Annotated in this window: 26 protein-coding genes and 1 pseudogene; 16 read left to right on the top strand and 11 right to left on the bottom strand. The window is 69.9% G+C overall.

Annotated features, from left to right (window positions below):
• Positions 1 to 209: 209 nt before the first annotated feature.
• Both ACIP6N_RS14330 and ACIP6N_RS14335 read left to right on the top strand, forming a co-directional pair.
• Positions 210 to 527 carry a hypothetical protein gene (locus tag ACIP6N_RS14330; protein WP_401815553.1) on the top strand — a complete coding sequence of 106 codons (318 nt, stop codon included), beginning with the start codon at positions 210 to 212 and terminating at the stop codon, positions 525 to 527.
• Positions 524 to 772, top strand: coding sequence for a hypothetical protein (locus ACIP6N_RS14335; RefSeq protein ID WP_401815555.1), 249 nt, complete (start codon positions 524 to 526; stop codon positions 770 to 772). Before ACIP6N_RS14330 ends, ACIP6N_RS14335 begins: the two co-directional genes overlap by 4 nt.
• A gap of 351 nt (positions 773 to 1,123) precedes the next feature.
• Here the strand turns inward: ACIP6N_RS14335 and ACIP6N_RS14340 are convergent, their stop codons facing one another.
• Positions 1,124 to 2,107 carry a YihY/virulence factor BrkB family protein gene (locus ACIP6N_RS14340; RefSeq protein WP_401815557.1) on the bottom strand — a complete coding sequence of 328 codons (984 nt, stop codon included), beginning with the start codon at positions 2,105 to 2,107 and terminating at the stop codon, positions 1,124 to 1,126.
• Positions 2,108 to 2,578: 471 nt separating this feature from the next.
• Between ACIP6N_RS14340 and ACIP6N_RS14345 the strand changes: the two genes are divergently transcribed.
• The 8 genes from ACIP6N_RS14345 (at position 2,579) to ACIP6N_RS14380 (ending at position 8,052) form a co-directional block, all read left to right on the top strand.
• Positions 2,579 to 3,364, top strand: coding sequence for a hypothetical protein (locus tag ACIP6N_RS14345; protein ID WP_401815559.1), 786 nt, complete (start codon positions 2,579 to 2,581; stop codon positions 3,362 to 3,364).
• Positions 3,352 to 3,678, top strand: a complete 327-nt coding sequence (locus ACIP6N_RS14350; protein ID WP_401815561.1) for a hypothetical protein — start codon at positions 3,352 to 3,354, stop codon at positions 3,676 to 3,678. Before ACIP6N_RS14345 ends, ACIP6N_RS14350 begins: the two co-directional genes overlap by 13 nt.
• A gap of 214 nt (positions 3,679 to 3,892) precedes the next feature.
• Positions 3,893 to 4,171 (top strand): hypothetical protein, encoded by a 279-nt coding sequence (locus tag ACIP6N_RS14355; RefSeq protein ID WP_401815563.1) that lies wholly within the window; start codon positions 3,893 to 3,895, stop codon positions 4,169 to 4,171.
• Positions 4,171 to 4,569, top strand: a complete 399-nt coding sequence (locus ACIP6N_RS14360) for a type II toxin-antitoxin system VapC family toxin (RefSeq protein ID WP_401815564.1) — start codon at positions 4,171 to 4,173, stop codon at positions 4,567 to 4,569. The genes ACIP6N_RS14355 and ACIP6N_RS14360 overlap by 1 nt, the downstream gene beginning before the upstream one ends.
• 215 nt (positions 4,570 to 4,784) lie before the next feature.
• Complete coding sequence (locus ACIP6N_RS14365) at positions 4,785 to 5,840, top strand: threonine/serine dehydratase (protein WP_401815566.1); 1,056 nt, start codon at positions 4,785 to 4,787, stop codon at positions 5,838 to 5,840.
• Positions 5,841 to 6,265: 425 nt separating this feature from the next.
• A complete protein-coding gene (locus tag ACIP6N_RS14370; RefSeq protein WP_401815568.1) occupies positions 6,266 to 6,781 on the top strand; it encodes a hypothetical protein in 516 nt (171 codons plus the stop codon).
• Positions 6,782 to 6,950: 169 nt separating this feature from the next.
• Positions 6,951 to 7,427, top strand: coding sequence for a hypothetical protein (locus tag ACIP6N_RS14375; RefSeq protein WP_401815570.1), 477 nt, complete (start codon positions 6,951 to 6,953; stop codon positions 7,425 to 7,427).
• Positions 7,428 to 7,575: 148 nt separating this feature from the next.
• Positions 7,576 to 8,052 carry a hypothetical protein gene (locus tag ACIP6N_RS14380; RefSeq protein WP_401815572.1) on the top strand — a complete coding sequence of 159 codons (477 nt, stop codon included), beginning with the start codon at positions 7,576 to 7,578 and terminating at the stop codon, positions 8,050 to 8,052.
• A 15-nt stretch (positions 8,053 to 8,067) separates the two neighbouring features.
• Here ACIP6N_RS14380 and ACIP6N_RS14385 read toward each other — a convergent pair whose 3' ends face one another.
• Positions 8,068 to 8,847, bottom strand: a complete 780-nt coding sequence (locus ACIP6N_RS14385) for an SDR family oxidoreductase (protein WP_401815574.1) — start codon at positions 8,845 to 8,847, stop codon at positions 8,068 to 8,070.
• Positions 8,848 to 9,013: 166 nt separating this feature from the next.
• On the opposite strand from ACIP6N_RS14385, the gene ACIP6N_RS14390 reads away from it, so the two are divergent.
• The 3 genes and pseudogenes from ACIP6N_RS14390 to ACIP6N_RS14400 form a co-directional block, all read left to right on the top strand.
• Positions 9,014 to 9,331, top strand: a complete 318-nt coding sequence (locus ACIP6N_RS14390; protein ID WP_401815576.1) for a winged helix-turn-helix transcriptional regulator — start codon at positions 9,014 to 9,016, stop codon at positions 9,329 to 9,331.
• Positions 9,332 to 9,452: 121 nt separating this feature from the next.
• On the top strand, positions 9,453 to 10,238 hold the full coding sequence (locus tag ACIP6N_RS14395) for a GntR family transcriptional regulator (RefSeq protein ID WP_401815577.1): 786 nt from the start codon (positions 9,453 to 9,455) through the stop codon (positions 10,236 to 10,238).
• Between the two features lie 236 nt (positions 10,239 to 10,474).
• A pseudogene (locus ACIP6N_RS14400) lies at positions 10,475 to 10,682 on the top strand (RHS repeat-associated core domain-containing protein); the annotation flags it as partial.
• Between the two features lie 325 nt (positions 10,683 to 11,007).
• On the opposite strand, the gene ACIP6N_RS14405 reads toward ACIP6N_RS14400, so the two are convergent.
• A complete protein-coding gene (locus ACIP6N_RS14405; RefSeq protein ID WP_401815578.1) occupies positions 11,008 to 12,651 on the bottom strand; it encodes a TauD/TfdA family dioxygenase in 1,644 nt (547 codons plus the stop codon).
• A gap of 249 nt (positions 12,652 to 12,900) precedes the next feature.
• A complete protein-coding gene (locus ACIP6N_RS14410; protein ID WP_401815580.1) occupies positions 12,901 to 13,518 on the bottom strand; it encodes a hypothetical protein in 618 nt (205 codons plus the stop codon).
• Positions 13,519 to 13,611: 93 nt separating this feature from the next.
• Here ACIP6N_RS14410 and ACIP6N_RS14415 point away from each other — a divergent pair, with 93 nt between their 5' ends.
• Positions 13,612 to 14,517: an AAA family ATPase gene (locus ACIP6N_RS14415; protein ID WP_401815582.1), complete on the top strand. Its 906-nt coding sequence runs from the start codon at positions 13,612 to 13,614 to the stop codon at positions 14,515 to 14,517.
• Positions 14,411 to 15,040: a tetratricopeptide repeat protein gene (locus ACIP6N_RS14420; protein ID WP_401816199.1), complete on the top strand. Its 630-nt coding sequence runs from the start codon at positions 14,411 to 14,413 to the stop codon at positions 15,038 to 15,040. Before ACIP6N_RS14415 ends, ACIP6N_RS14420 begins: the two co-directional genes overlap by 107 nt.
• A 68-nt stretch (positions 15,041 to 15,108) precedes the next feature.
• Here ACIP6N_RS14420 and serC read toward each other — a convergent pair whose 3' ends face one another.
• From serC to ACIP6N_RS14455, 7 genes are all read right to left on the bottom strand, one after another.
• Complete coding sequence (serC, locus tag ACIP6N_RS14425) at positions 15,109 to 16,227, bottom strand: phosphoserine transaminase (protein WP_401815584.1); 1,119 nt, start codon at positions 16,225 to 16,227, stop codon at positions 15,109 to 15,111.
• A 101-nt stretch (positions 16,228 to 16,328) separates the two neighbouring features.
• Positions 16,329 to 17,597 (bottom strand): cytochrome P450, encoded by a 1,269-nt coding sequence (locus ACIP6N_RS14430; RefSeq protein WP_401815585.1) that lies wholly within the window; start codon positions 17,595 to 17,597, stop codon positions 16,329 to 16,331.
• Entirely contained in the window at positions 17,594 to 18,784 is a 1,191-nt protein-coding gene (locus tag ACIP6N_RS14435) for a cytochrome P450 (protein WP_401816201.1), read from the bottom strand. The genes ACIP6N_RS14430 and ACIP6N_RS14435 overlap by 4 nt, the downstream gene beginning before the upstream one ends.
• A 146-nt stretch (positions 18,785 to 18,930) precedes the next feature.
• On the bottom strand, positions 18,931 to 19,650 hold the full coding sequence (locus ACIP6N_RS14440) for a GTP-binding protein (RefSeq protein ID WP_401815587.1): 720 nt from the start codon (positions 19,648 to 19,650) through the stop codon (positions 18,931 to 18,933).
• Positions 19,631 to 20,017, bottom strand: coding sequence for a DUF742 domain-containing protein (locus tag ACIP6N_RS14445; protein ID WP_401815588.1), 387 nt, complete (start codon positions 20,015 to 20,017; stop codon positions 19,631 to 19,633). The genes ACIP6N_RS14440 and ACIP6N_RS14445 overlap by 20 nt, the downstream gene beginning before the upstream one ends.
• Positions 20,014 to 20,448, bottom strand: coding sequence for a roadblock/LC7 domain-containing protein (locus ACIP6N_RS14450; protein WP_401815589.1), 435 nt, complete (start codon positions 20,446 to 20,448; stop codon positions 20,014 to 20,016). The genes ACIP6N_RS14445 and ACIP6N_RS14450 overlap by 4 nt, the downstream gene beginning before the upstream one ends.
• Positions 20,445 to 21,944: an ATP-binding protein gene (locus ACIP6N_RS14455; RefSeq protein ID WP_401815591.1), complete on the bottom strand. Its 1,500-nt coding sequence runs from the start codon at positions 21,942 to 21,944 to the stop codon at positions 20,445 to 20,447. The genes ACIP6N_RS14450 and ACIP6N_RS14455 overlap by 4 nt, the downstream gene beginning before the upstream one ends.
• 168 nt (positions 21,945 to 22,112) lie before the next feature.
• Between ACIP6N_RS14455 and ACIP6N_RS14460 the strand changes: the two genes are divergently transcribed.
• Positions 22,113 to 25,064, top strand: a complete 2,952-nt coding sequence (locus tag ACIP6N_RS14460; RefSeq protein WP_401815592.1) for an FAD-binding and (Fe-S)-binding domain-containing protein — start codon at positions 22,113 to 22,115, stop codon at positions 25,062 to 25,064.
• Positions 25,065 to 25,251 lie beyond the last annotated feature (187 nt).

The raw sequence follows: 25,251 nt of genomic DNA on the forward strand, positions 1-25,251 counted from the left end.
CGGTGATCAACCGATGACGGAAGGCGCAGCCCTCGAATGTGCGAACGAGTCCTCGAAACAACGGTGCCGGGCGGCATGGCCGGGCGTGGGGTCACGGTCCACGGCTGGGGACTGCTCCGCATAGCGCCTGCCGTGGCGCCCGGGCGCTACATGCCGGTCACCGAGGAACTGTTGGCGCGGGTACTTCGCGGGTTGAAAGGGTTGGCGGAATGAGCAGGAGCGAGGCGCGGCGGTCGCTGGCGCGGCTGACGGAGAAGTTCGGCCGGAACGGTGTGCTCATCGTTCCGAAGGACGCGCCGGGCGCGGACGGCGCGGACCTGGTGCCGGGGTCGGCGCTGCGGTGGCCACCGTGCGAGTGCGGAAGCGAGAAGTGTCCGGACGCGAAACAGGCGCCGGACCCGGGCTCGGGCCCGAAACCGCAGTCGGCCCCCGCCCCGGACCCGGACCCGAAACCGCAGTCCGCCGCAGAGGCGCTGAGCGCGCGCCTGGCCGAACGTAACCGGCTGAGCAGACAGGACCGGCTGTGAAGCCCCGGCCCGGCCCTGCCGGACTGTGCGTGGGGATGGTGGTCTACGACCGTTCGTACGACATGGTGGGCGTGGTGGACGACTTCGTCGGACCGCTGGTGCACCTGTCACGCCCCACCGGGCTTACGTGGCAGAGCCGTTGGGCCTCCGTACGCCAGGGCACCCCGTACGAACACCGCCAACTCCAAGCGATCGCCGCCCTCCACCGCCTGCGCCACAAGGGCCTCCCGGGCGAAACGCGATAGCGGTGCTCCGCGGTTCCTCGCGGGCGGGGGTTTCGGGCTCGGGAGATGGGCCCGCCGGTGCGGTCGGCCTCAGGACGGTCCGCTTACCAGCGAAATCACAACGGCCCTTCGGGGCGCGAGAGCGGGGCCTTGCCCTGACCGGCCGCTACCGAAGGAGCTGCGTAGCCCCTTCGGAATCGTCTCAAACGACTGACCCTGTCGCCAGGCGCGTCGCCGATGTGCCTGGCGGGGCCGACTCGGAAATGGCGCGAACGGGGTGCGGGCCGGCCACCGTCGGCACCGCAGGGCAGCGGGCCTGGGCGCTCTCCGGACCGACGGCGAACCGCAGACAACACCGCTGCGAGCGGGCCGTCAGAGATTGCGGCTGTCGCGAGGCTCGACGTAGGGCTCCTGGCCGGAAGGGTGACCGGCTTGGAGAGCGCGGGCACGCTCGGATTCCGCACTGAATTCCAGTCCCAGCAGCAGGGCGATGTTGGAGATCCAGAGCCAGATGAGGAAGATGATGATCGCGGCGAAGGTGCCGTAGGTCTTGTTGTAGCTGCTGAAGTTCGCGACGTACACGGCGAAGAGGGCGGACGCGACGAGCCAGATCACGATGGTCAGCAAGCTGCCGCGGGTGACCCAGGCGAAGCCGTGCTTGACGTTCGGGGCCGCCCAGTGCAACACGGCGACGACCAACGCGAACAGAATGACCATGACGGGCCATTTGGCGTAGTTCCAGACGGTGACCGCGGTGTCGCCCAAGCCCAGCACACTGCCTGTCTTGCGGGCCAGCCCGCCGGTGAAGACGATGCCCACCGATATCGCGGCGAGCATGATGACGACGAAGACGGTGATCGCGAACCGGGTGGGCAGGGCCTTCCAGACGGGACGCCCTTCGCCGATGTCGTAGACAGTGTTGGCAGCCCGCATGAAGGCCGCCACGTAGCCCGACGCGGACCACAGCGCGATCACCACACCGATGATCAGGGCGATCACCGCCTTGCCGCCGCTGTTCTGCACCTGAGCCACGATGCCGGTCAGGATGCTGCGGACCGCCCCGGGCGCGACGCTGGTGATGTTGCTGGTCAGCGACTTGGCGGTCGACTTGCCCAGGAGTCCCACGATCGAGACGAGAGCCAGCAGTGCGGGAAAGATCGCGAGTACCCCGTAGTAGGTGAGTGCCGCCGCCCCGTCGGCCAGGTTGTCGGCCTTGTACTCCTTGATCGTGCGTTTCAATATCCCGCGCGAGGAGCCCTTGGGCAGATCCGACGGTTTCTCGGGCGCTTTCCCGCTTCCTCGCGCTCGCGCTCCCTCAGCGGTGGAGCCGCCACCGTCTGGCTTGTCCTCTTCCATCGCTTTCGCCTCCTGAGCGAATAGGGCCCCCGTCCGCACGCCTCGGAGCGTTGCCCGTGTCATGGGCCGGTCAACATGCTGTGACGATTGGGCCGTGGGCAGGCGTCCCAGCCGGGTACGCCCTTCAGGCAAGCGCAGCTGCGGACGGGCGGTGGGGCCTGCGCGGCCGCAGGAGTCGCCCGACACGTACGTCCTCCTACTGAAAGCCAGCAGAACACGACCTTGAGCGATCCGCATGACAGGAAACGTATGTCGGGCGCCGAGGCCGGGTGAACGGGCGACGGGGGTGATGCGGTGAAGGCCGCGCCGGAGAAGTCCCCCGACAGCGACCGATCGCACCACTCACCAACCGCCGTTTCCACTCAACACAGTTCGCCGTCCCCTGATCGCACACTCGCCCCCGTCCCGCAGATCCGCCGCCTGAGTCGGCAGAGCGTCCAACGCCTCCAGGGCGCGGCGGGCAACGCGGCGGTGTCCCGTCTGGTGGCCCAGCGCTACACCGCACCGGTGAAGCCGTCGCCGGCTCAGGCGCCCGGTTTCCGCAAGGTCAAGGCCGATGTGGCGGCGAAGAAGACCCACATCGCTGTCCACGTGCCCGCGACGAGTGAGGCGAAGGCGTCGCAGGACGCGGCGGTCGCGCCGCCGGACGACAAGGAAACCCAGGGCAAGGCGGCGAACGCCGAGAAGATGAACGCGGCGAAGCCCGGCACGTTCGACAAAGCGGCGTTCATCGGCGCGGTGAACAAGGCGATCGACGCGCAGGCGCCGAAGAACCTCGACGAGGTCGACAAGTTCTCCAAGTCCGGCAAGGCGGAGCGGGTCAAGGCGGAGGTCGACGGCAAGGTCACCGACGGCAAGGAGTCCTCGGCCAAGGACATCGACACCGCGACCAAGGCCCCGCCGGACACGTCGGCGGCCAAGGACAAACAGGTCACGCCCATGACGCCGGACCATCCTCCGGCCAATCCGGGCGCTCCGTCCGCCGCCGACGCGATCCCGGAGAAGCAGCCCGCGGCGGTGACCGACTTCTCGCAGGGCCCGAAGCAGAACGACCAGGCGACGGCGGACGCGGACGTCACCGAGGACCAGCTGGCGAAGGGCAACGAGCCCGAGTTCAACCAGGCGCTGTCCGCGAAGAAGACGGCGGAGGCGGACGCGGCGAAGGCGCGGCCAAGGGCAGGGCGGCGGAAAACCAGCAGCTCTCCGAGGCGAAGGCCCACGCGGCGGCGTCGGGCACGCAGGCGATGGCGGCCCTGACCGCGACCCGTGGCGCGGCCGGCAAACAGGTGGACGGCGGCAAGGGCGACACCAAGAGCAAGGACGAGAAGAAGCGCGCCGAGGTCACGGCGAAGCTCCAGAAAGTCCACGACGGCACGAAGAAGGACGTCGAGGCGACGCTGTCGGGCCTGGACAAGAAGGTCGACACGGCGTTCACGTCGGGCGAGAAGGCGGCGCGCGACGCGTTCACGGCGGACCACAAGCGCCGGATGGACGCGTACAAGCACAAGCGCCACCGCAATCGAGCGAATGCTTTTTCCGCCAGCTCGAAGCGCTCTGCGCGCAGAAGGTAACGGTGTACAGGTGGAGGCTCAGGTCCGGCGCGATGGTCGCGGCGGTCGGCATCGTCCTTGACCGAGGTGAGGGTTCTGCTGTGCAGTCCTGTGAGCCGCGCCTGTGCTCTGTTCCGGGGCGATAGGGGGAGCCCCCGTTGGCAGATTCCACTGAATGTGCGATTCGGATCCAAGGCTTGGCGCCAACTAATATTTCATGTATTAGATTGGTGGCATGAGCGACGACAGCACCTACGCCGTGGGCGAAGGCCCCACCGCCAACGTCTCCGTCAGCCTCCACGCAGGCAACATCGCCGCTGTGCGCGCCCGCGTCGGCAAACGGGGGTTTTCCGCGTATGTGGACGCGGCGGTGCAGCGGCAGATCGAGCAGGACAACCTTGCCGAGCTGACCGCCGAGCATGAAGCCGAGCACGGCTCCTTCAGCCGTGCCGAGGTCGATGCGGCGCGGGCGCTGCTGCGAGGGGACGCGGACAGTGTCGGGAACGCGGCCTGATGGGCCAGTCGGGGACGCTGGTGCTGGACAGTGAGGGGCTGTCCAAGGTCGTGGCCAGTGACCGGCAGGTCATGGCCGTGATCCGTGGGGCAGAGGAGGAGGACATGCGGGTGGTGGCCAGCATCCTCACTCTCATCGAGGCACATCATCAGCGCGTGAACGTCCCCCGATTCAAGTGGGCCATTTCCCGGATCACCGTCGAACCTGTCAGCGACGAGATCGGAAGATCGGCGATGACGCTGCTTGCCGATGCAGGCCTGCATGGGCACAAATACGCCATCGATGCCGTTGTGGCAGCCACGGCTCTGCGGGCCCAGCCGCCGGTGGTGGTACTCACCTCGGATCCCGAGGACCTGTCCATGTTGTGTGGCGATCGGATCCGCATCATCAAGGTCTGAGCGCTGCGAGTCCGGCATCAGGCGCCTTCACGCTTAGCCGGTCACCGTCGAGGGATGCCAGCACGGCACCGTCGGAGATACTCCCTGTTCAATCCCGCGCGCTTCCACGCCGTCCGGCCCAGCCCCGCACAGCGGCGGCCCGAGTTCTTTCTCGCGTTCAGCGCCCTCGGTAGGCTGGTTGGCTGGTCATGGCCCTCTCTTGGTAGGAGCAGCACGTGCGCGAACTGACCTACGGTGACGTCAAAGCCGCCGCGGACCGGATCGCCGGGCGGATTCGGCCCGTTACCGTGGCGCCGCTCGATTCCGGTGCCATTCGTACCGCCTACCGTGACCCGCTGGACGAGCGTGCGTCCCGACCCTGCGAGGTGTGGGTCGCTCTGGAGTACATGCAGCACACCGGCAGCTTCAAGGCGCGCGGCGCGCAGAACTTCCTGCAGGCTCACCGCGACGCCGGGACCCTGCCCGAAGCGGGCGTCACCATCGCCTCCGGCGGCAACGCCGGGCTCGCGTGTGCCTGGGCCGCTCGTCAGGAGGGTGTGACCGCGACCGTGTTCCTGCCCGCGACGGCTCCTGCGGTGAAGGTCGCCAAGCTGCGTTCGTACGGGGCCGACGTACGGCTGGTCGGTGACGAGTACGCCGAAGCTCTCGCCGCCTGCGAGGAGTTCGTCAGCGCGACCGGCGCGCTCGCCTCGCACGCCTACGACAACCCACTGATCGCCGCCGGGGCCGGCACGCTGCTTGAGGAGATCCGGCAGCAGATCCCCGGCCTCGACACGGTCGTCGTCGCGGTCGGCGGAGGCGGACTGTTCGCCGGTGTCGCCACCGCCGCCCAGCACCATGGCGTGCGGACCGTCGCCGTCGAGCCCGAGAACTGCCGCGCGCTCAACGCGGCCGTCGAGGCCGGGCACCCTGTGGACGTCACGGTCGACTCGATCGCCTCCGACTCCCTCGGCGCTCGCCGGGCCTCGCGCATGGCGCTCACCGCCGCGCAGCACGAGCGCGTGCACTCCGTGCTCGTCCCGGACGATGAGATCGCCGCCGCACGCCGGGCGCTGTGGGACCACCGCCGTATCGCCGTCGAACACGGCGCCGCCACGGCACTCGCCGCCCTCGCCTCGTCGCCCCGTCGCACCACCGACCACGACGTACAGCCAGGCCCTGGCACGCTGAGCCGGCACTACCGTCCGGCCGACGGGGAGAAGATCGCCGTCATCCTGTGCGGTGCCAACACCGACCCCAGCGACCTGACCTCTCCCACCGAACCGAACTGACCCGCGGCGGCGGCGCGGACGGCCCAGGACGCGTTTGGGGATTGTCAGGTATCCGCATCTGGCCGTTCTCTATGAGCGTGCTCTGCTCCGCTTCTCCTGCCGAAGACGAATTCCATTGAGCTTCTTGGTCGCATCATGACGCGATCATGGGTTCCGGTTAGCAGCGGTTTTTAGCCATGCGCAGATGAGGCCCCTTTAAAGCCTTCCTGAAAGATCGGCGCCGCCGCTACGTTGACGTTCGCGATCCAGACGATTCGACCGACTCTTCGTGTGTGCCTCGTTTCTAACGCTGCGCGCCTTGAAGCAGATCGTGCCGCCATCGGCGGATCAGAAGTCCGTTCAGAAGTCTGTAGCGAGGGCGGCGGGGGCCGCTCACGACTCGTTGCAGATCCACTTGTTGTCCCACGGGGGAGTACGCACCACACATGCTGACATCCAGAACAATTCTGCGTGCCGTCACCGCCGCCGCGATGCTGGCCACCGCTGTGGTGGCCGCGCCAGAGGCGGTGGCCGTTGACCAGCCTGCCGTCCGGGTTTCGGCGAAGGCCGACTCGACCACCCGAGCCCTCGTCCAGGACGATCCTGCGGCCGCAGCGGCCGCGGCCACCGTGTGCGGAGCCGGATACACGCTGAGTAAGGGAATTCCGCTGCCTCTCGGTACGGACCCGAGCATGCGGTGGGGAACCCTCTTCGCCTACGAGAACGGCGGGAAGGGCTGCGCGATCCTGGACAACAACGCCGGGAAGGCGCAGTACATGTACCTGAGCGTGTGCCAGGCGCTCGGGACCAACTGCGATACGGATTCCGGGAACTTCAGCTCCTACGCCGGTCCGGTGTACGTCTCCAGCTTCGCCTGTGCGCCCGTGACCGCGAAGATGGGGTCGAGCTCCAGCAGCTTGTACATCGACTACAAGTCGGAATACGTGTTCCCCTGTGGCTGAGAAACGGTCCGGCAGAGGCCCGGTCTCCGCACGCTTCCTGTCGGCGGCGATGCTGGCAACGCCTCTTTCCCTGGCGGCCCTTGCCTTGACGGGCTGTGGCAACCAGGGAGCGCAGCACACCGACAGTTCATCCACACCGCGGTTGGCAACCGCCGCCGGGCAGCAGGAGATGCCTGCTGAATCGACGACTCCCGACCCGTCGGGCACTGACGGCGGCCTCAGCAAGGCAGCACGCGAGGCCGCCGCCCAGCGTGCGGCGGCGGCTCCCAGCGGGGATCCCGTCGGCCCGAAAAACACCGGGATTCCTGAGCCCGGGGACTACGGCTTCGGGAAAACCACGGCCACGGCGGAGGGCGGTGAAGTCGTCGCGTACGCACCACGCCTGGAGTCGGGACGGCTCTACGTACCGCTCACCATGCACAACGCCGGTGACCAGCGCGTCGCATACACCGTCACCGTCACGGTGTCAGGCGGCGATCAGAGGTCCCCACTTTCGGTGACCGAGAAGGCCGCCAACGTCTTCCCGGGCACTACGTGGCCGGCTCAGGCGGACATCACGGCGTCGGGATCCACGAGTAGTCCGGACAGCCTGAGGGTCAGCCTGACGGTGGTCAAGGACATCTATCCGTTCGGAGACTTCCACTGACGTGACGCTCCGACATCCGCGTGCTGCCCATCACGCACGCCCTGAGGTGCACGCCCGGCGCGCCTAAGGTTCACGGCCTGCCCGCGGACCCCGGCACCCCCATCTACACCAACACAGGAGACTGGATGTCGGAGACGAGTGAGATCTCATGAGCCATGACCAGTCCAACGCAGTCGCGGTCCTGCTGATCGTCCTCGTCGGCCTCGCCGTCGCGGTGGCGCTGGCCGTGTACGGCTGCACCGTGCTGGCCCGGCACGGCATCCGGCGCTCGGACCTTGGTGTCCGCCTGCGCGCGGGGGCCGCGATCGCCGTCGCGGCGGCGGTTCTGGTGTACGTCTGGGGCGCCCTGCATCTCGTGCGGGACGAGACGATGACGGACCAGGCGTGCAAGGCCGCAGTGCCTTCGGCGCAGGCGGCGCACATCGTCGGCGTCGATGTTTCCTACCTGCCGCTGCACCTGAACTGCCGTGTCACGGACGGTGGTTCGTATGCCGCAGCCTTACCGGACTTCGTCAACCCCGCCGTGCTGGGGCTGGTGGTGGTCGGCGTCGTTCTCGCCGTCTTCGCCGCTCTCCACTCCGAAGTCCGTGCGAGAAGCAACTTCGTCGGAGAGCAGCCGAGTTGAGTGCCGCCCGCGCGGCTACCAGTCGAGCGTGACCGGTACGAAGGGGGCTTCCTCCGGTGCCGTCTTACGCGCTTCCAGGGCGGTTCTGGCGGGCGCGCCCACCGGGACGCGCAGCGGGGGATCGGGCTGTTCGATCGTGTCGGCGACCGCGGTGGCCACGTCCTCCGGGGTGATGGTCTCGAAGATGGACGTGCCGCGCAGAGCCGCGAATTGCTGGAGCAGGGGAGCGTAGGGATCGTTCTCCGCGAAGAAGGACTTGGCGCGCTCGGCGCCGCCGGAGGAGACGGCGCCCGGCTGGAGGATGCTCACCTTGACGCCGAAGTGGCCCGCCTCGACGGCCAGTGTCTCGGCGAACGCCTCCAGCGCCCACTTGCTGGCGGAGTAGGGGCCGATGATCGGCACCACGAGCCGTCCCTGAACGCTGGAGACGAACACCATTCGGCCCGCGCCGCGTTCGCGCATCGTGGGCAGCAGGCCCTGCACCACTCGCAGCGGGCCGAGGGTGTTGAGCTGGAAGAGTGCTTCGACTTCGGAGACGGGCACGTTCTCCATGGGGCCGCGGACCGTCGCGCCGGCGTTGCTGACGAGTACGTCGACCTCTCCGGCGTCGCGGAGGGCGGCGTCGACGCTCTCCTGATCGGTGACGTCGAGGCGCAGGCGCTGATCGACGGGGAGGTCGGCGAGGTCTTCGGGGCGGCGGGCGGTGGCGATGACCCGGTGGCCGCGCGCGGCGAGTTCGATCGCGGTGGCCCGGCCGATACCCCGGGAAGCGCCGGTGATGAGCACGGACGACATGTCGGTCTCCTGACTGGGTGGTGCGGCGGAAGCGGTGGCGCGCGCGTCGCTCGCCGATCGCCCGGCTTACGTCGAGGGGGAAACGTCTGGGGGTTGGTTCGATTTTCGAATCCACCGGCACGCGTTACCGTAGCAGGGTGAGTCAGAAATACGAATCGACTGGCCGGTGACCCCCCGGGACTGCCCCATAGCCGACGCGCTGGAGGTCGTGGGGAAGCGCTGGAGTCTGCTCGTGGTCCGTGAGCTGGCCTTCGGCGTCCACCGGTTCAAGGACATCCAGGCCAACACCGGCGCCCCGCGCGAGACCCTCGCGCTGCGGCTGCGCGAACTGGAAGAGGCGGGGATCATCGAGCGCCGCCAGTACTCCGACCGCCCGCCGCGTGACGAGTACCTGGTCACGGACACCGGCCGGGACCTCTTCCCCGTCCTCACCGAGCTGCGCGTATGGGGCGAGCGTCACGCGGGCTCCGGGCGCGACAGCTGAACGGCGCGGTCCGGCGACGGGGTGCTGGGAGTACCGCGAACCCGGTTAGGCTCCCTGGTCAGGACATATCCGCCGAACGGCCGAGACCAGGCCGCGGCAGGGCAGGACGGGGAAAGACGCGGTGACGGACGGCGCGGCCGGGGCAGGAGAACGCGCGGCGAAGGGCCAGGCGCTGTACCGGAAGGTGGCGGCGGACCTGGGCCGGCAGATCGGCGAGGGACGGTACGGGTCCGGCGGGCGGCTGCCGGCCGAGGGCGAGCTTGCCGAGGAGTACGGCGTCTCGCGGGGCACGGTCCGCCAGGCGATGGCCCTCCTGCGCTCCGAAGGACTGGTCGCCTCGCGGCGCGGCACCCGGCGGGTCGTGATCGGTACGTCCCGGCCGCAGAGCTTCGGCGAACTGCTCAGCTTCACCCGCTGGGCGCGCTCGATGGACGAGGAGCCCGGCGGCCGGATCGTCGCCGTCGACACCGGACCGGCCGACGAGACCGAGCGCACGCGGCTGCGCCTGCCGGAGGGCGCCGACGTCTGCCGGGTGCGTCGGCTGCGCACGCTGTCGGGGCGCCCCGCGATGGTGGAGCGGACCGTATATCCCCCGGCCGTCGGCGAGTTGGTCGTCGAACTGCCGCCGGACACGGTGTCGTACACCGTGGCGCTGGAGGAGCGGGGTGTGCTGTTCGCGGACGTCCAGCACACCATCGACCTGTGCCGGGCCGACGCGGAGGACGCGCGTCTGCTCGGCTGCCGGACCGGCGACGCGCTGCTGCGTGAGCGGCGGGTCGGCACGGATCCGGCAGGCACGCCGATCGAATGGTCCGAGGACCGGTACCTCCCGGACACCGTGGCCTTCACCGCCCACAGCTCGGCCGCGTCCGGCTCGCTGGCCCGGGGCCCGGCGGACGAGGGCTGACGCGGCGCGTCCTGCGCCCGCGTCCGGACCACCGTCAGCAGTGAACGACCGGCCCAGATCGTTCGCAGCAGGTCCGACCCCGAAGGAAATCACCAGTCCACCACCGTTTGCCGACCCCGCACGGATCGCTGAAGGTGACCACCGCACAAGCAACTAGATCAGGCCATGGCCGGATATCACACTCAGCCGTCCGATCTTGGCAACCTTGGTGGGGTATAACTCCTCTTCACACTCAGAACGACGAATACGGCAACCCCCTCCCCGACACCACCCGCACACGCTACGGATGGCTCGGCGCCAAACAACGCTCCACCGAAACCCCCACCGGCCTCACCCTCATGGGCGTCCGCCCCTACAACCCCACCACCGGCCGCTTCCTCACCACCGACCCGGTACCCGGCGGCAACGCCAACGGCCTACGAGTACTGCACAGCCGACCCCATCGAAACGCTTTGGATTCATGCTCGTTGACGGCGTGTGAGTGACCTGGTGGGGGATGCGCGGACTCGGTCGCCGGTTGCGCAGGTGGTGGGCGAGATGGGAGGCCGTGGACGGGACGCGCTGCTGTCGCGTCCTCGGGGCCGTCGTGTGGGTGAGCATCAGGTTCTGTTCTCCCGCGTCCCGCCTCCCGCCTCCCACTCAACCCCGGCTGGCGGGTGCGGCAGGAGCCCCGCACGGAGAGCAGACCGGGCGCCCCGGCGTCCGCCCCGCCCCGGACGCCCGGCGCCCGCCCCGCACCGGAGACCCGCAGCCCGCTCGCGCCGCCCGCTCAGGCCGCCCGCAGCAGGGACGCGAGCAGCGGCCGGAAGTGTGCGAAGTCGGGGGCCGAGGCCTTCGGGTCCTTGCCCTCGTCGTCCCAGCGGCGCACCGCGACGCCGTCCGCCGAGTACGGGTTGGCCTCGTACGCGGTCACCTCGGCCGGGGACATCGGACCGCCCTGCACCTTGAGCGTGTACACGGAGGCCTCGGAGAGCCGGCCGAAGTATTCCGGCTCGACCGCGCACAGGTAGCGCTTGGCCGCCACGTGCAGCCGGATCGGTTCGGTGACTTCGGGACCGAACCACTCGGTCAACCGGTCCGCGCCGGTGTGGCTGTGCCGGTTGTCGGTGCCGGTCATCAACTCCTCACCGCTGACCGGGCCTTCGAAGTGCCCGAGGTCGTGCAGCAGTGCGGCCGCGATCAACGCGTCGGGTGCTCCCGCCTCTTCGGCCCGTGCCGCTGCCTGGAGCATGTGCTCGGCCATCGTCACCTCCTCGCCCAGGTACGCGCCCGCGCCCTCACCCGCGAAGAGTTCGGCGAGTTCGTCGATGAACCCCTCTCCTGCGGCGGCCCGTTCGCGGCGCAGTACGGCCAACGTACCGGCCAGCGCGTCGATGTCCGCGTAGGCGCCCTGGAGGTGACGGGCGCCGCTCTCCTCGAAGGCGGTACGGGCGTGCAGCAGCCGGACGTTGTCGAAGATCAGGCAGTCGCCGGGCGAAAGGCGGAAGTCCAGCTGGAGTTCGGGGCGCAGAGTGATTTCGGCGAAGGTCCGGTAGGCGCGGTAGAAGGCGTCCAGTTCGGTGGCGGGCAGCCGCAGCGTGGAGATCGAACGGTTGTTGAAGCGCACCTCGCGGATCCGGCCGAGGCCGTCCACGTCGATCAGCGGCCGGTCGGCCTCCAGCACGGTGCGGGAGTCGCTGAAGCGGAACGGCACCGGCGTGCGCGTCAGCACCGCGAACGCCTCCGGGGCCTCCTCGCGCAGCAGCGCGGCGGCCTTGAACCCGTCCACCAGCCCGGAGTCGCCACCGACCGCCGCGTTGGTCAGGCAGTGCAGCAGCTGGAGAGTGGGAACCGGGTCGCGGTACGGGTTGTCCGTGTGCGGGGTGATCCGCGCGCCGGTGAAGGCCAGGTTGTTGGGGTCCGGCTCGACGCGTACGTCGAAGAGCTTGCCGTAGTTGGTCTCGCGGACGTAGCCGAAGGTCTCCGCGACCTCCAGCACCTGGCCCTCGCGGCCCGGTACGTCACGCAGCAGGACGAACCCGAGCCCGAGGACCGACTCCAGCGCCCGCGCCTTGACGGCCGGATCGCTCACGTAATTCTCCCAACTCGGCTCGACCAGGCGGCCGTTCAGGTCGGCGGCGGCCCACAGCGTCTTGCCGGTCTCCGTGCGCCGGTCCCCGGAGCCCTCGCCCCCGGCGCCGGGCCGGTTGGCGGCGAGCCACCGCGCGGAGTACGCGGACCGGTGGCCGTCGGGCGCCCAGTCGACCTCGACCCCGTCGGCGGTCTCCCGGACCTCGCCGAGCGCGAGGTCGGCGGGCAGCTCGGTGATCTGGAACAGCTTCTGACCGTTGCGCGGATCCTGGCAACGGGGGCAGGGGCAGTTGTCCCGCAGCCACATGAGCGGCATGTTCTCGACGGACAGTGACTGAGGCATCGCGCTCTCCCTGAGTTGTATAGCTAACTTTCCGGGTCGAAGGTCTCAGTCGCAGATGAGGGAGGGGTGACGTCCGGCTTGCGTGTCGATGAATGGGGCAACCGGGGTGGCCGGTGCCCGTCGCGCCGAGTCGGCCCCGTGGTGTCCGCCCTTCCGGGCTCCGGCGCACCACTCGCGGCTACGCCCGCCGGGCCCTCGCCTACCCTGCGGCGCGGCGACGGGCATCCGAGGTGGGGCCGTTCCCGACTCTCAGGAGCGGAAGCCGATGACACCGAACCCGGGTCGCGCCGCCGCGTGCCGCATCCAGCCGAGGCACTGCATGACGGCATCCACTACATAGGGCTCCAGCGGTGGGGCCTGCCCGGACGCGTCGATCGCCCGCTTGGTGGCCTCGAACTCCGCCAGCGCCTGGGCTATGCGATCGGGCGTCCACTCGCCGCAGCCCGGGGTGTACGTGTACGGCAGAGTGGGCAGATGGCCGAACTCGAAGTCTTCGACGGACACGGCGGTGATACCGAGGGCCTTCATCCCCTGGCCGGCCTCTGACAGCCAGCCGCCCCGGTGCGGTGTGAAACAGTCGTTGTCCAGGAACGAGCCGGTGAGCGAACACAGTCGCCGGTATGCGTAGCCGTACTGGAAGGCATGCCCTTCGTCGTCGCTGAAGGGCCCGCCTTCGACGACTGCCCGCAGAGCCTCGTACGCGGTGGGAGCGCCTCGCTCGATCTCGTGGCTGAAATAGTCGTCGTCGAAGGCCAGTTCGTCTCCGAAGCTCTCGCGGATGACCTGGAGCAACTGGGCATCACGGGATCCGACCAGGGCGCGTGTAGCAGCCACGTCGAGCAGGTAGACGCTCAAAGAAGAACTCATGCGACAGAACCTAATAGGTGCCTCTGACAACGCTGTTGGTGCTGCCGACGCTCTTGGTGCGGCAGGGCGGGCCGCCACGGCAGGGACAGGAAGGTGTGCGGCCGCGAGGTCCCGCCGACTGGTCGGACCCTGCTGGAAGTCGCGGGGGAGTCAGCCGAGCCGGGGCGGGGGCAGCGGGGCGATTTCCCGGTCGAAGAAGCCGGAGAACTTTTCCCCGCGCTTGTAGAGGACGTCGAACCCTACCAGGCGTCCGGCGACCAGCACATCACCGAGCACCACCACCACGGAAGCGCGGCCGACGACGCGTGGCGGAGCCCCGACTCCGTACGTCTTCCGACGGTCGGCCGGGCGCCCTCGGTGTTGCGCGACCGCTCGGAGGTGATGGCGCGCCTGCGCGAGGCTGTCGCGTCGGCCGACCGGGGGCAGGTCTACGTGCTTCACGGCATGGGTGGCTGCGGCAAGACCGCGGTGGCCCACGGGTTCTTCCAGTACGCCACTACCTCCGGCGGTCACCACGGCCTGTGGGTGAACGCCTCCGACCGCGCGAGCCTGCGGTCCGGGATGCTCGCCGTGGCGGCCGACCGAGGCGCCGGTGAGGGTGAACTCGCGGCCGCGCGCGGCGGATTCCGCCCGCCCGCCGACCTGGTCTGGGACTATCTCGACCGATCCGACCGGCCCTGGGTGCTGGTCCTCGACAATGCCGACGACCCCGCCATTCTCCGGGACGGGAGCTGGCTGCGCACCAGCCCGCGCGGCATTGTCCTGGTCACCACCCGCCAGGCGGCCGCGCGGTGGTGGCCGGGCGCCGATCTGCACTACATCGGAGTGCTGCCGCGCGAGGACGCCGCACCGGGCGCTGTTCAGGCTCGGCCGGTATATCGAGGCCGAGGCTCTGCTCCGCAGTGTGCGCGCCGTTCAGGAGGGGCTGTTCGGGGAAGAGGATCCGGACACGCTGGACAGCTCCCACGGTCTCCAGCTCACCTTGCACAATCTGGGTAGGCACCAAGAGGCGGTCGCACTGCTCAGGTTGACCGTGGCCGGCCGGCGGCGAGTGCTCGGTGCCACGCACCCATTGACTCTGCGCTCCCGTGCCGGCTTGCTGGTACATCTGTCCCCTGCCGAACTGGCTTCCGAGGCGGACCACACGTTGCTTTCCCTGCCACAGGAATGCGAGCGGATCCTCGGACCCGAGCACACCATCACCTTGGGGGCGCGGCACAACCGCGTTCGTTTGATGCGGGAGTTGGGACGCTTCACGGAAGCCGACGCGGAAGCACTGCTGGTGCTGGACGAGTACCGGAGCCGGTATGGGCCTGATTACCCGATCACGCTCTCAGCTCAGCATCTGTACGCCCAGACCCGCGCCTCACTCGGCGATGTGACGTCGGCGATCGAGCTGATGACCGCTGTGGTGGAGGGCCGTGAACGTGATCTCGGACTCGATCACCACTTCACGGCCGTGAGCCGGGAGTTCCTCCACGACCTCCGGGCGAAGGCAGCGACACCGCCACCACCCGCCTGAGGCCCCGGAACGCCGTCCGGCCCCGGCGCGTGGAGCGCGCCGGGGCCGGACGGAGGCAGCAGAGGCTGTCAGAGGTGTTCGATCACGTAGTCGACGCAGGCGGTCAGGGCCTGGACGTCGGCCGGGTCGATCGCCGGGAACATCGCCACGCGCAGCTGGTTGCGGCCCAGTTTGCGGTACGGCTCCGTGTCCACGATGCCGTTGGCGCGCAGTGCCTTGGCGACGGCCGTGGCGTCGATCTCGTCCGCGAAGTCGATCGTGCCGATGACCTGCGAGCGCTTCGCCGGGTCGGTGACGAACGGGGTCGCGTACTTGGAGGCGTCCGCCCAGCCGTACAGGTTGGCGGCGGAGGTGGCGGTACGGCGTACCGACCAGTCGAGGCCGCCCTGGGTGTTGAGCCAGGTGAGCTGTTCGTTGAGCAGGAACAGCGTGGACAGTGCCGGGGTGTTGTACGTCTGGTTCTTCAGCGAGTTGTCGATCGCCGTCGGCAGCGAGAAGAACTCCGGTACGTGGCGCCCGGATCCGTGGATGCGCGCCGCGCGCTCCAGGGCGGCCGGGGAGAAGATGCCGATCCACAGGCCGCCGTCGGAGGCGAAGGACTTCTGCGGGGCGAAGTAGTAGACGTCGGTCTCGGCGATGTCGACCGGCAGGCCGCCCGCGCCGGAAGTCGCGTCGACCAGGACCAGCGAGTCCGCGTCGGCGCCCGCGATGCGGTTGACCGGGGCCGCGACGCCCGTGGAGGTCTCGTTGTGGGTGAGGGCGTAGACGTCGACGCCCGCCTCGGCCTCCGGGACCGGGTGCGAGCCCGGGTCGGTGGCGATCACGGTCGGCTCGGCCAGCCACGGCGCGAGCTTGGACGCCTTGGCGAACTTGGACGAGAACTCACCGAAGGAGAGGTGCTGCGACTTGTTCTCGATCAGCCCGTGGGTCGCGATGTCCCAGAAGGCGGTGGAGCCGCCGTTGCCCAGGATCACCTCGTAGCCCTCGGGGAGCTGGAAGAGGTCCCGTACTCCGTCGCGTACGGCGCCGACGAGGTTCTTGACCGGGGCCTGGCGGTGAGACGTACCGAGGAGAGACGTACCGGTGGCGGCAAGTGCGTCCACCGCCTCCGTACGTACCTTGGAGGGGCCCGCGCCGAAACGGCCGTCCGCGGGCTTGATGTCAGCAGGAATCTGGATATCGGCCACGGTTCGGAGCCTAGCTGTTCATGAAACCCGGTGGAACCGTGTCCGTCGGATGAGACGTCCCGCGGGTGACAGTCGACCCGGGGGTGCTCAAGCGGCGGGGGTCAGCCGCCCAGGCGTACCGGCAGGTCGTACAGGTCGTTCTGCGTGACGACCGGCTTGTTGCGCAGTTCCGCGTCCGGGACCGCCAGTGCCAGATCGGGGAAGCGCGCGAACAGCGCGGGCAGGGCCACCTCCGCCTCCAGCCGGGAGAGGGCCGCGCCCGGACAGACGTGGGGGCCGTGGCCGAAGGAGATGTGGCGGTTCGGGGTGCGCGTCGCGTCGAAGGTGTCGGCCGTCGGGCCGTGCTGCGTCTCGTCGCGGCCGATCGCGGCGAAGGAGACGATCAGCGCCTCACCCTCCGGGAGGACGGTGTCGCCGACCGCGATGTCCTCGGTGGCGAAACGGACCAGCACGTGCGAGGTGGGGGTGGACCAGCGCAGGGTCTCCTCGATCACGTCCTGCCACGTGATCGTGCCGTCGCGCAGCAGCTCACGCTGCCCGGGATGCGTCGCCAGGGCCCGTACCGCGTTGACGATCAGGCTGATCGTCGTCTCATGACCGGCCGTGACCATCAGCTGGAGGGTTTGCGCGATCTCGTCGGGGGTGAGGCGGTCGCCGTCCTCGGACGCCTCGATCATCGCGCTGGTCAGGTCGTTGCCCGGGTTCGCCCGCTTGTCCTCGACGATCCCCGCGAAGAACGTCTTGAGGTCGGCGATCATCTTCCCGACCTCGTCCCGCGGGGTCTGGGTGGAGAAGAACTTCTCGTATTGGGACTTCAGCCAGGGATGGTCGGCGGAGTCGACGCCCATCAGCTCGCTGATGACGCTCATCGGCAGGAGATACGCGAACTCCGCCTTCAGGTCGACCGGTTCGGCCGGATCGTGCTCGGCCAGCCGGTCCAGCAGGCCGGTCGTCAACTCCTCGATACGGGTGCGCAGCCGCTCCACCCGGCGGACCGTGAGCGCCTGCGCGACCAGTGAGCGCAGCCGCCGGTGCTCCGGGCCGTCGGCCGTCAGCATGGAACGGCCCGGGTTGGCGAGACCGATCAGCGGCCAGTCCAGGGGCACTTCGCCGCGCTGCCAGGCGCCCCAGACATTGATGTCCTTCACCAGCCGTGCATCGGTGAGGAGTTGACGGGCCTCGGCATGGTGGGTGACCGCGTAGCACGGTACGCCGCCCGGCAGTTCGACCCGGGCGAGCGGACCGGCGGCGCGCAGCGCGGCGGTCTCGGCGGCCAGGTCCGTGACGAGGGGGTCGAGGACGATCGGGCCGGACGGGACCTGCCCGTACGAGTCGTGTGGGACGGGTCTGTTCGCGTGCGGACAGGTCAACTCGTGCCTCCGACGACCGGCGTTGGTGTGAAGCGCACCGGCAGTCTATCCAGCCCGCAGAACCACGGCGAGGGGCGCCTGACCAACTCCTCGGCCGACACAGCGAGATCGATGTCCGGGAGGCGGTCGAGCAGCACCTCGATACCGGTACGCGCGATGACCTCGGCGATCTCCTGGGCCGGGAACGGGCAGCGGTGTTCGCCGTGGCCGAAGGAGAAGAACGCGCTGTTGCCGCCGGTGAGCGTGGAGCTGTCCGTACGTACCTGCGGGTCGAAGTTGGCGCCGGCGTAGCTGAGGATCAGCAGGTCGCCGGACCTGATGTCGTGGTTTCCGAGGCGGGTGTCGCGGGTGGCCCAGCGGCCGGCGACGTTTTGGGTCGGGGTGTCTTCCCAGAGGACTTCGTTCATGGCCTCGGCGACGTAGTGCCTGCCGCCGGACAGGGACGCGGCGAACCGCTCGTCGGTGAGAGTGAGCCGGACCGAGCTGCTGATCCAGTCGGCGATCGGCTGGTGGCCGGCGGCCATCATCACGAGCAGGTCGTTGATGATCTCCACGTCGGTGAAGCCGCTGGTGTTCTCCAGCATCCGGGAGGCGACGTCCGGGCCCGGTTCTTCCGCCTTCCTGGCCACCAGTTCGTGAACCGACCGGACGGCCTTGAGGAAACTCTCCATGGCGTCGTCGATCACTTTTTTGTGCGTATCGACCACCTCGTTGACCTGCTCGTCACTGAACCCGAAGAGCTTCGAGAGGACGGAGATCGGCAGGAGCAGCGCGTACTGGGAGACGATCTCCGCTTCGCCCCGGGTGCAGAAGTCGTCGATCAGCGCGTCGGCGACCTCTTCGGCGTCCTGTTTGAGCAGGAAGGGATCGACCCTCTCCAGCGCTGTGTTGATCATCGTGACGCGCTCGCGGTGCCGGTCTCCCACGGTATTGAGGATCGAGGGTTTGCCGTGGGCGACCATCGGCAGCAGCGGCCAGTCGTCGGGGATCAGTTCCCACTGGTTCCAGCCGTCCGAGATGCGGCTGTACAGCTCGGGCTCGCTGGTGACCTGGTGCAGTTCGCGGTAGCCGATGACCAGCCAGGCCGGGACGCCGCCGTCGAGGACCACGGGGACCACGGGCCCGTGGTCGCGCCGCATCTCCCGGTAGTGCCGGTGGGGATCGATCTGGAAGGTCGGTCCGCTCATCTCGATCGCGCCGGGCACGGGGCGCGGCACCGAGCCGGCCCTGTGCGCGGGGCAGCCGGGCGGAGGAGCGGAGGCGGGCGTCGCAGCAGGTGTTGCCGCAGGTGCGGCCTCCGGCGCGGCGGCGTTCGACTCTTCGGTGGGGAGGGTCATGGTGCGGTCTCCGGGGGCGATTCTGCTTCCGCTTCCCGCCGCGCGGACGAGGAGAGGGAGTGCAGGTGCTCGACAAGCGTGATCAGTACGTACTTGCTGGACGAGCGGTCCCGCGCGTCGCACTCCACCATGGGCACGTCGTCCGAGAGGTCGAGCGCCTCACGGATCTGCTGCTCGGTGTGGACGGGACCGCCGAAGTCGTTGCACGCCACGATGAAGGGCGTGCCGTGGTGCTCCAACCGGTCGATGGCGTACCAGGAGTCGGACAGGCGCCGGGTGTCGACCAGGACGACCGCGCCGAGCGTGCCGGAGAAGAGCCGGTCCCAGAGGAACCAGAACCGCTCCTGGCCCGGCGCGCCGAACAGGTAGAGCACCGCGTGCTCGTCGAGGGAGATCCGGCCGAAGTCGAAGGCGACGGTCGTCGCGTTCTTCGTACGGACGCCCTCCAGACCGCCGAGTTCGTCGATGCCCTCGCCGGCCTGGGTCATCGTCTCCTCGGTGTTGAGGGGACGGATCTCGCTGACGGAACGGACCATGGTCGTCTTGCCGACACCGAACCCGCCGACGATGACGATCTTCAGGCCGTTGTCCGCGGTGCTGGCGAGGGACGTTCTGCCGGAGGAGAGGCTGTCGCTGGACGGGCCGGGGCTCGGGACGGCCGAGCTGCCGCCGCCGGCCTGGGGGCCGGCCTGCCGTTCAGAGGTTACGGAGTCCAACGAGCACCTGCTCCAGGATGGTGGGATCGGGAAGGTGGTCCGCCGCACGGGCCGCCGTACGGGGATGGCGGGCGCTGATCCGACCGGTGTCGAGGAGGTCGCCGAGCATGATCCGTACGATGCTGCCGGGCAGCTTCAGCTCGGCAGCGATCTCCACGACGGCGGTGGGGAGGGCGCACATCTCCAGGATCCTGGCGTGCTCCGACTGCATCCCCGGAGTCGGATCGCACTCGGCGATGATCAGTGTCACCAGGTCGAATGTGCCCGAATCGGACCGGCTGCGCCCTCCCGTGAGGGTGTACAGGCGATCGGGGTTGTCGTCCCGGCCCGGCCGGGCCGGGCGGCCCGACCTGCCCGGCCGGCTCATACGGGTACGTCGCCGTCTTCGGTCGCGCGCGGGGGCGCGTTGAGGTGTTCGCCGAGCTGCTCGACCAGTTCGCTCATGTTGTGGCCGACCATGCCGACGTCGGAGTCCTCGTCGGAGACGACCGCGAGATGCGCGCCGTTCCCCGCCTCGATGATCAGCAGCACGCCGCCGTAGAACTCGGCCATGGCGGACCGTACGCCCCCGTCGCCGTTGCCGAACTCGACGGAGGCGCCGTGCGCCAGGCTCTGTATACCGGCGGCGATGGCGGCGAGCTGATCGGCCTGGTCGACGGTGAGTTCAGGCGTACGGCACAACTTGAGGCCGTCCCGGGAGAGCACGAGCGCGTGGCGGGCGCCGGGCGTGCGCTGGAGCAGATTCTCCAGCAGCCAGTTCAGCTTCTCGTCGGTGGCGGCGGTGGAAGTGGCAGTCATCGGGAGTTGCCCTCCGGGGGTGTGGTGTCGGCCTGCTGCGGCGAAGGGGCTCGTACGGCCTTGAGGAAGTCGCCGAATCGAGTGGCCTGCGTGGTGGAATCAGAGGAGGTCGGAGCTGTGGTCGAGGGCGTATTCGGGGATGTGGAACGGGTGTTCGCCCCGGCTTCCTTCCCGTTTTCGACGGTGCGACGCCTCGCGGCGGCGAGGGTACGGCCACGACGGCGCAACGGGAGGCCGCTTTCGCCGATTTCGACATCCTCTGCACCGCCGGGCGCGGCGGACTCGTCCGCGGACCGGTGTGCGGCGGCCGTCCCGGGCCCGGCATCCGGTGCGGGTGCGGTCGCCGTCGGGGCTGCGGTTGCTGTCTCGGGTGCGCGCACGGGCTCCGGTTCGGGTTCGGGTGCTTCGGATACGGAGGCCGGGGCGGCCGCCACGGGGGGTTTCGCCCTCTCGGCCGGGTGGGCCCGGGGCAGCGGCTGGGCCGGGGCGCCCACGCCGTCCCGCGTGAGCAGCTCACGCGGCAGCATCAGCAGCGCGCCGGTGCCACCGCGTGCGGACGGCCGGAAGGAGACGGTGAGACCGTGCTTGCGCGCGAGGCGTCCGACGACCGAGAGCCCGAGCCTGGACCCGTGGACGGCGGCCAGGCCCTTCACGTCCGAGGTCACGGCCTGCTCGGCGCGGCGGAGCTGGACGTCGCTCATCACCAGGCCGCTGTCCTCGACGGTGATGACGACCCCGGCCGGGACCTCCTCGACGTACACATGCACTTCCGCGGTGAGAGGCGAGAAGTTGGCGGCGTTGTCGAGGAGTTCGGCGAGTGCGTGCATGACACCTTCGGCCGCGTGGCCCGCGACCGCGATGGTGCTCGTCGAGTGGATCCGCACGCGCTGGTAACCACTGATCCGGCCCATCGCGCCCCGCAGGATCGACTCCATCACGATGGGCTTCGCCCAGCGTCTGCCCGAGCGCGCGCCGGTCAGTACGGCGACGGAGTCGGCGAGCCGGCCCGCCTGGGCGGTGCGGTGGTCGAGCTGCAGCAGATCGCTGAGGATGTTCTCGTCCCCGTAGCGGTTCTCCATGTCACGCAGGTCGGCGAGCATGCCGGTGACGATGGCCTGGATCCGCCCGGCGATGTTGGCGCCGGTGGCGGAAGCGGAGGCGCGGAGTGTGTTGGCGAGCGCCGCCGCCTCACCTGCGCGCTGCGCCTCGGTGCGGGCGATCCGTACGTCCTCCGCGGCGCGGCGCATGTCGGCGGAGAGTTTCTCCGCCTGCTCGGCGAGGGCCGCGTTGTGACGACGTAGCTCTCTGCCGGCCCCCAGGGCGCGGGCGGCGACGGTGACGGCCGCGACCAGCAGTACGGCGGCGGCCCCGGAACACCAGGCCAGCGGCGTGCGTATCGACGAGGGCGCGGCGGACACCGCCCAGACGCACAGGAGACCACTGACTGCGGTCGATATCAGCAGGGCCGTGACTGTCGGCCGGATTGAGAGACGCAAATTCGGCTACCTAGGCTACCTGGTGGACGAGTGGGGGGAGGTTCAGACACGCAAGGATTTGTTGTTTGCTGAACCAAACTGTCGACACTATAGGAGGTCTGACGATCTCTTTGGGACCTTCCTGTTCGCTTTCTTTTGAACAGTGGGTGCAGGGGTGATGCTGGACTCATGGCTGAGAACCGGAATGAGCAGCGGGACACGGCGGCACCGGCGCTCGAGCAGGCGCTCAAGGCGGTCGTGCGAGGTGAGGTCGATTTCGGGGCGGCGGCGCGCGCCCTGACGACCATGGACGCGTCCAACTACCGGAGGGTGCCGGCAGGCGTTTTCGCGCCACGCGACGCGGCGGACGTGGCCGCGGCCCTGGAGGTGTGCCGGGAGCACGGGGCGCCGGTGCTCGCGCGCGGCGCAGGGACCTCGATCGCGGGACAGGCGACCGGCGTGGGCGTGGTCTTCGATCTCACCCGTCATATGCGGTCGATCCTCTCGGTGGACACGCGGGCGCGCACGGCGGTGGTCCAGCCCGGCGTCGTACTGGACGACCTGCGCGACACCGTACGGCAGCACGGACTGACGTTCGGACCCGACCCGTCGACGCACAACCGCTGCACGCTCGGCGGGATGATCGGCAACAACTCGTGCGGCTCGCACTCGGTGGCATGGGGGACGACGGCCGACAACGTGCGGCAGCTGTCCGTGGCGCGGTACGGCGGCGGGCCCGAACTGCGCCTGGGACAGGGGTGGGACAGCGTTTCCGGCGGCGCGTCAGGAGCTGTTCTCGGTGCCCCCGCCGGACTGCGCGAACTCGTCGACAGCAACCTCGCCCTGCTGCGCACCGGCTTCCCCGCCGGGCTGCCGAGGCTCATCTCGGGGTACGCGCTCGACGCGCTGCTCCCCGAGGCAGGCGTCGACCTCGCCCGCGCCTTCTGCGGCAGCGAGGGCACGCTCGGCATCGTCACGGAAGCGACCGTGCGGCTGGTGGAGGCGCCCGCGGCCCGTGCGCTCGCCGTCATCGGCTACCCCGACGAGAGCGCGGCGGCCGAGGCCGCGGCCGGGCTGCTCCCGTACGGGCCGCTGACCGTCGAGGGCATGGCGGAGGACCTGGTGGGCGAGGGGCACGACCTTCCGCGCGGCGGCGCCTGGCTGTTCGTGGAGACCGGCGGCGCGACGACGGCGGAGGCGCGCGCCCGCGCGGAGGAGATCATGCGGGCCGCCGACGGTCTGGCCGGCACGGTGGTGGACGACCCGGCGGGCCAGCGGGCGCTGTGGCGGGTACGCGAGGACGCGTCCGGGACCGCGACGAGGATGCCCGACGGCAGCGAGGCCTGGCCCGGCTGGGAGGACTGCGCGGTGCCGCCGGCCAGGCTGGGCACGTATCTCCGCGAATTCCGGGGGCTGTTGGCGGAACACGGCCTGCGCGGCACGCCGTACGGGCACTTCGGCGACGGCTGCATCCACGTCCGTATCGACTTCGACCTCTCCAGCGAGGACGGCGTACGGCGCTTCCGCCGCTTCTCCGAGGACACCGCCGAACTCGTCGTCGCACACGGCGGATCGCTGTCGGGCGAGCACGGCGACGGAATGGCGCGGGCGGAGCTGCTGCCGAAGATGTACGGGGACGAACTGGTCGGTCTCTTCGGGCAGTTCAAGGACATCTGGGACCCGGCGGGCGGTATGAACCCGGGCGTGCTGGCCAGGCCCGCGAAGCTGGACCAGGACCTGCGCTTCGCGGTGCTGCCGCGCAAGCCCGTCGACGTCGAGTTCGGCTACCCGCACGACGGCGGACCCGGCGGCGGGGACTTCTCGGCGGCGGTGCGGCGGTGCGTGGGCGTCGCGAAGTGCCGGGTGGCGGGGCCGAATGAGGGCGCGGGCGTGATGTGCCCGTCGTTCCGCGCGACGGGCGAGGAACAGCACTCGACGCGCGGGCGGGCGCGGCTGCTGCACGAGATGCTGGCGGGTGACGCCACCGCGGGCGGCAGGGCCGGCACGGCGGGCGAGCCGGAGGCCGTGATCACCGACGGCTGGCGTTCGGCGGAGGTACGGGACGCGCTCGACCTGTGCCTGTCGTGCAAGGGCTGCCGCAGCGACTGCCCGGTGGGCGTCGACATGGCCACGTACAAGGCGGAGTTCCTGCACCACCACTACAAGGGACGGCTGCGCCCGGCGGCCCACTACGCGATGGGCGGGCTGCCGCTGTGGCTGCGGCTCGCGGCGCCTTTCGCGCGCGTGCTGAACGCGGTGGCGGGCGTAGGGCCGCTGGCGGCGCTGGCGAAACGGGCGGGCGGCATCGCGCCGGAACGGGCGATCCCGAAGCTGGCGGCGGAGCGGTTCGGACGGTGGTGGCTGCGCCGGGGGCGGGGGGCTGCCGGGGGCGCCGGCACGGCGGGCAGGAGTGTGGTGCTGTGGCCCGACACCTTCACCGAACACCTCTCCCCGGCGGTGGGGCAGGCGGCGGTACGGGTGATGGAGGCGGCGGGGCTCGGCGTCGTCGTGCCGCCGGAGGACCGGCGCGGGCGGGTGTGCTGCGGCCTGACGTACGTCTCGACGGGCCAGCTCGACCGTGCGCGTGCGGTGATGCGCCGCACGCTGGACCGGATGGAACCACTGCTGGACGAGGGGCTGCCGGTCGTCGTCCTGGAACCGAGCTGCGCGGCAGCCCTCACCACGGACCTGCCGGAACTGCTCGGCGACGACCCGCGCGCGGCCCGACTGGCGGCGGCGGTACGGACGTTCGCCCAGGCCCTGGAGGAGTACGCCCCGGACTGGCAACCGCCGAAGCTGGACCGCCCGATCGCGGGCCAGACGCACTGCCACCAGCACGCGGTACTGGGCGACAAGGCGGAGCGCCGCTTGCGCGAACGGGCAGGGCTGGTGGGCGAACTGAGCGGCGGCTGCTGTGGCCTGGCGGGCAACTTCGGCTTCGAGAAGGGCCACTACGAGGTATCGGTGGCGTGCGCGGAGGACCAACTGCTGCCGTCGGTAAGGGCGATGAAGGAAGACACGGAACTGCTGGCGGACGGTTTCTCCTGCCGCACGCAGCTGGAACAACTGGAGGGGCACACGGCGCGCCACTTGGCGGAAGTGCTGGCGGAGGGGCTGGGGGAGGGGCCGCGGGAAGGGTAGGGGGGCCTGGGCGGGTGCGGGAAGGATAGGGGGCCTGGGCGGGTGCGGACCCGGTTCGGGTCCGCACCCGCACCCGCTCGCCCCGCGGTGACCGGTCCCCGCGAACAGTTCGCCGCAGCCCGGAATGGGCCGTAACGTGCTGGTGGGGTTCCGTGCATCGTGGTGCACTATGTTAGATCTTTGAGTC

It is taken from the genome of Streptomyces sp. NPDC088725 (genome assembly GCF_044751305.1).
In the GTDB taxonomy this organism is placed as follows: Bacteria; Actinomycetota; Actinomycetes; order Streptomycetales; family Streptomycetaceae; genus Streptomyces.

Excerpts from the sequence above, each read along its gene's own strand:
- ACIP6N_RS14330 (WP_401815553.1), top strand. The coding sequence starts at position 210 with ATGAGCAGGAGCGAGGCGCGGCGGTCGCTGGCGCGGCTGACGGAGAAG.
- ACIP6N_RS14340 (WP_401815557.1), bottom strand. The coding sequence starts at position 2,107 with ATGGAAGAGGACAAGCCAGACGGTGGCGGCTCCACCGCTGAGGGAGCG.
- ACIP6N_RS14350 (WP_401815561.1), top strand. The coding sequence starts at position 3,352 with ATGGCGGCCCTGACCGCGACCCGTGGCGCGGCCGGCAAACAGGTGGAC.
- ACIP6N_RS14355 (WP_401815563.1), top strand. The coding sequence starts at position 3,893 with ATGAGCGACGACAGCACCTACGCCGTGGGCGAAGGCCCCACCGCCAAC.
- ACIP6N_RS14360 (WP_401815564.1), top strand. The coding sequence starts at position 4,171 with ATGGGCCAGTCGGGGACGCTGGTGCTGGACAGTGAGGGGCTGTCCAAG.
- ACIP6N_RS14370 (WP_401815568.1), top strand. The coding sequence starts at position 6,266 with ATGCTGACATCCAGAACAATTCTGCGTGCCGTCACCGCCGCCGCGATG.
- ACIP6N_RS14375 (WP_401815570.1), top strand. The coding sequence starts at position 6,951 with ATGCCTGCTGAATCGACGACTCCCGACCCGTCGGGCACTGACGGCGGC.
- ACIP6N_RS14380 (WP_401815572.1), top strand. The coding sequence starts at position 7,576 with ATGAGCCATGACCAGTCCAACGCAGTCGCGGTCCTGCTGATCGTCCTC.
- ACIP6N_RS14385 (WP_401815574.1), bottom strand. The coding sequence starts at position 8,847 with ATGTCGTCCGTGCTCATCACCGGCGCTTCCCGGGGTATCGGCCGGGCC.
- ACIP6N_RS14405 (WP_401815578.1), bottom strand. The coding sequence starts at position 12,651 with ATGCCTCAGTCACTGTCCGTCGAGAACATGCCGCTCATGTGGCTGCGG.
- ACIP6N_RS14410 (WP_401815580.1), bottom strand. The coding sequence starts at position 13,518 with ATGAGTTCTTCTTTGAGCGTCTACCTGCTCGACGTGGCTGCTACACGC.
- ACIP6N_RS14435 (WP_401816201.1), bottom strand. The coding sequence starts at position 18,784 with ATGAGCGGACCGACCTTCCAGATCGATCCCCACCGGCACTACCGGGAG.
- ACIP6N_RS14445 (WP_401815588.1), bottom strand. The coding sequence starts at position 20,017 with ATGAGCCGGCCGGGCAGGTCGGGCCGCCCGGCCCGGCCGGGCCGGGAC.
- ACIP6N_RS14450 (WP_401815589.1), bottom strand. The coding sequence starts at position 20,448 with ATGACTGCCACTTCCACCGCCGCCACCGACGAGAAGCTGAACTGGCTG.
- ACIP6N_RS14460 (WP_401815592.1), top strand. The coding sequence starts at position 22,113 with ATGGCTGAGAACCGGAATGAGCAGCGGGACACGGCGGCACCGGCGCTC.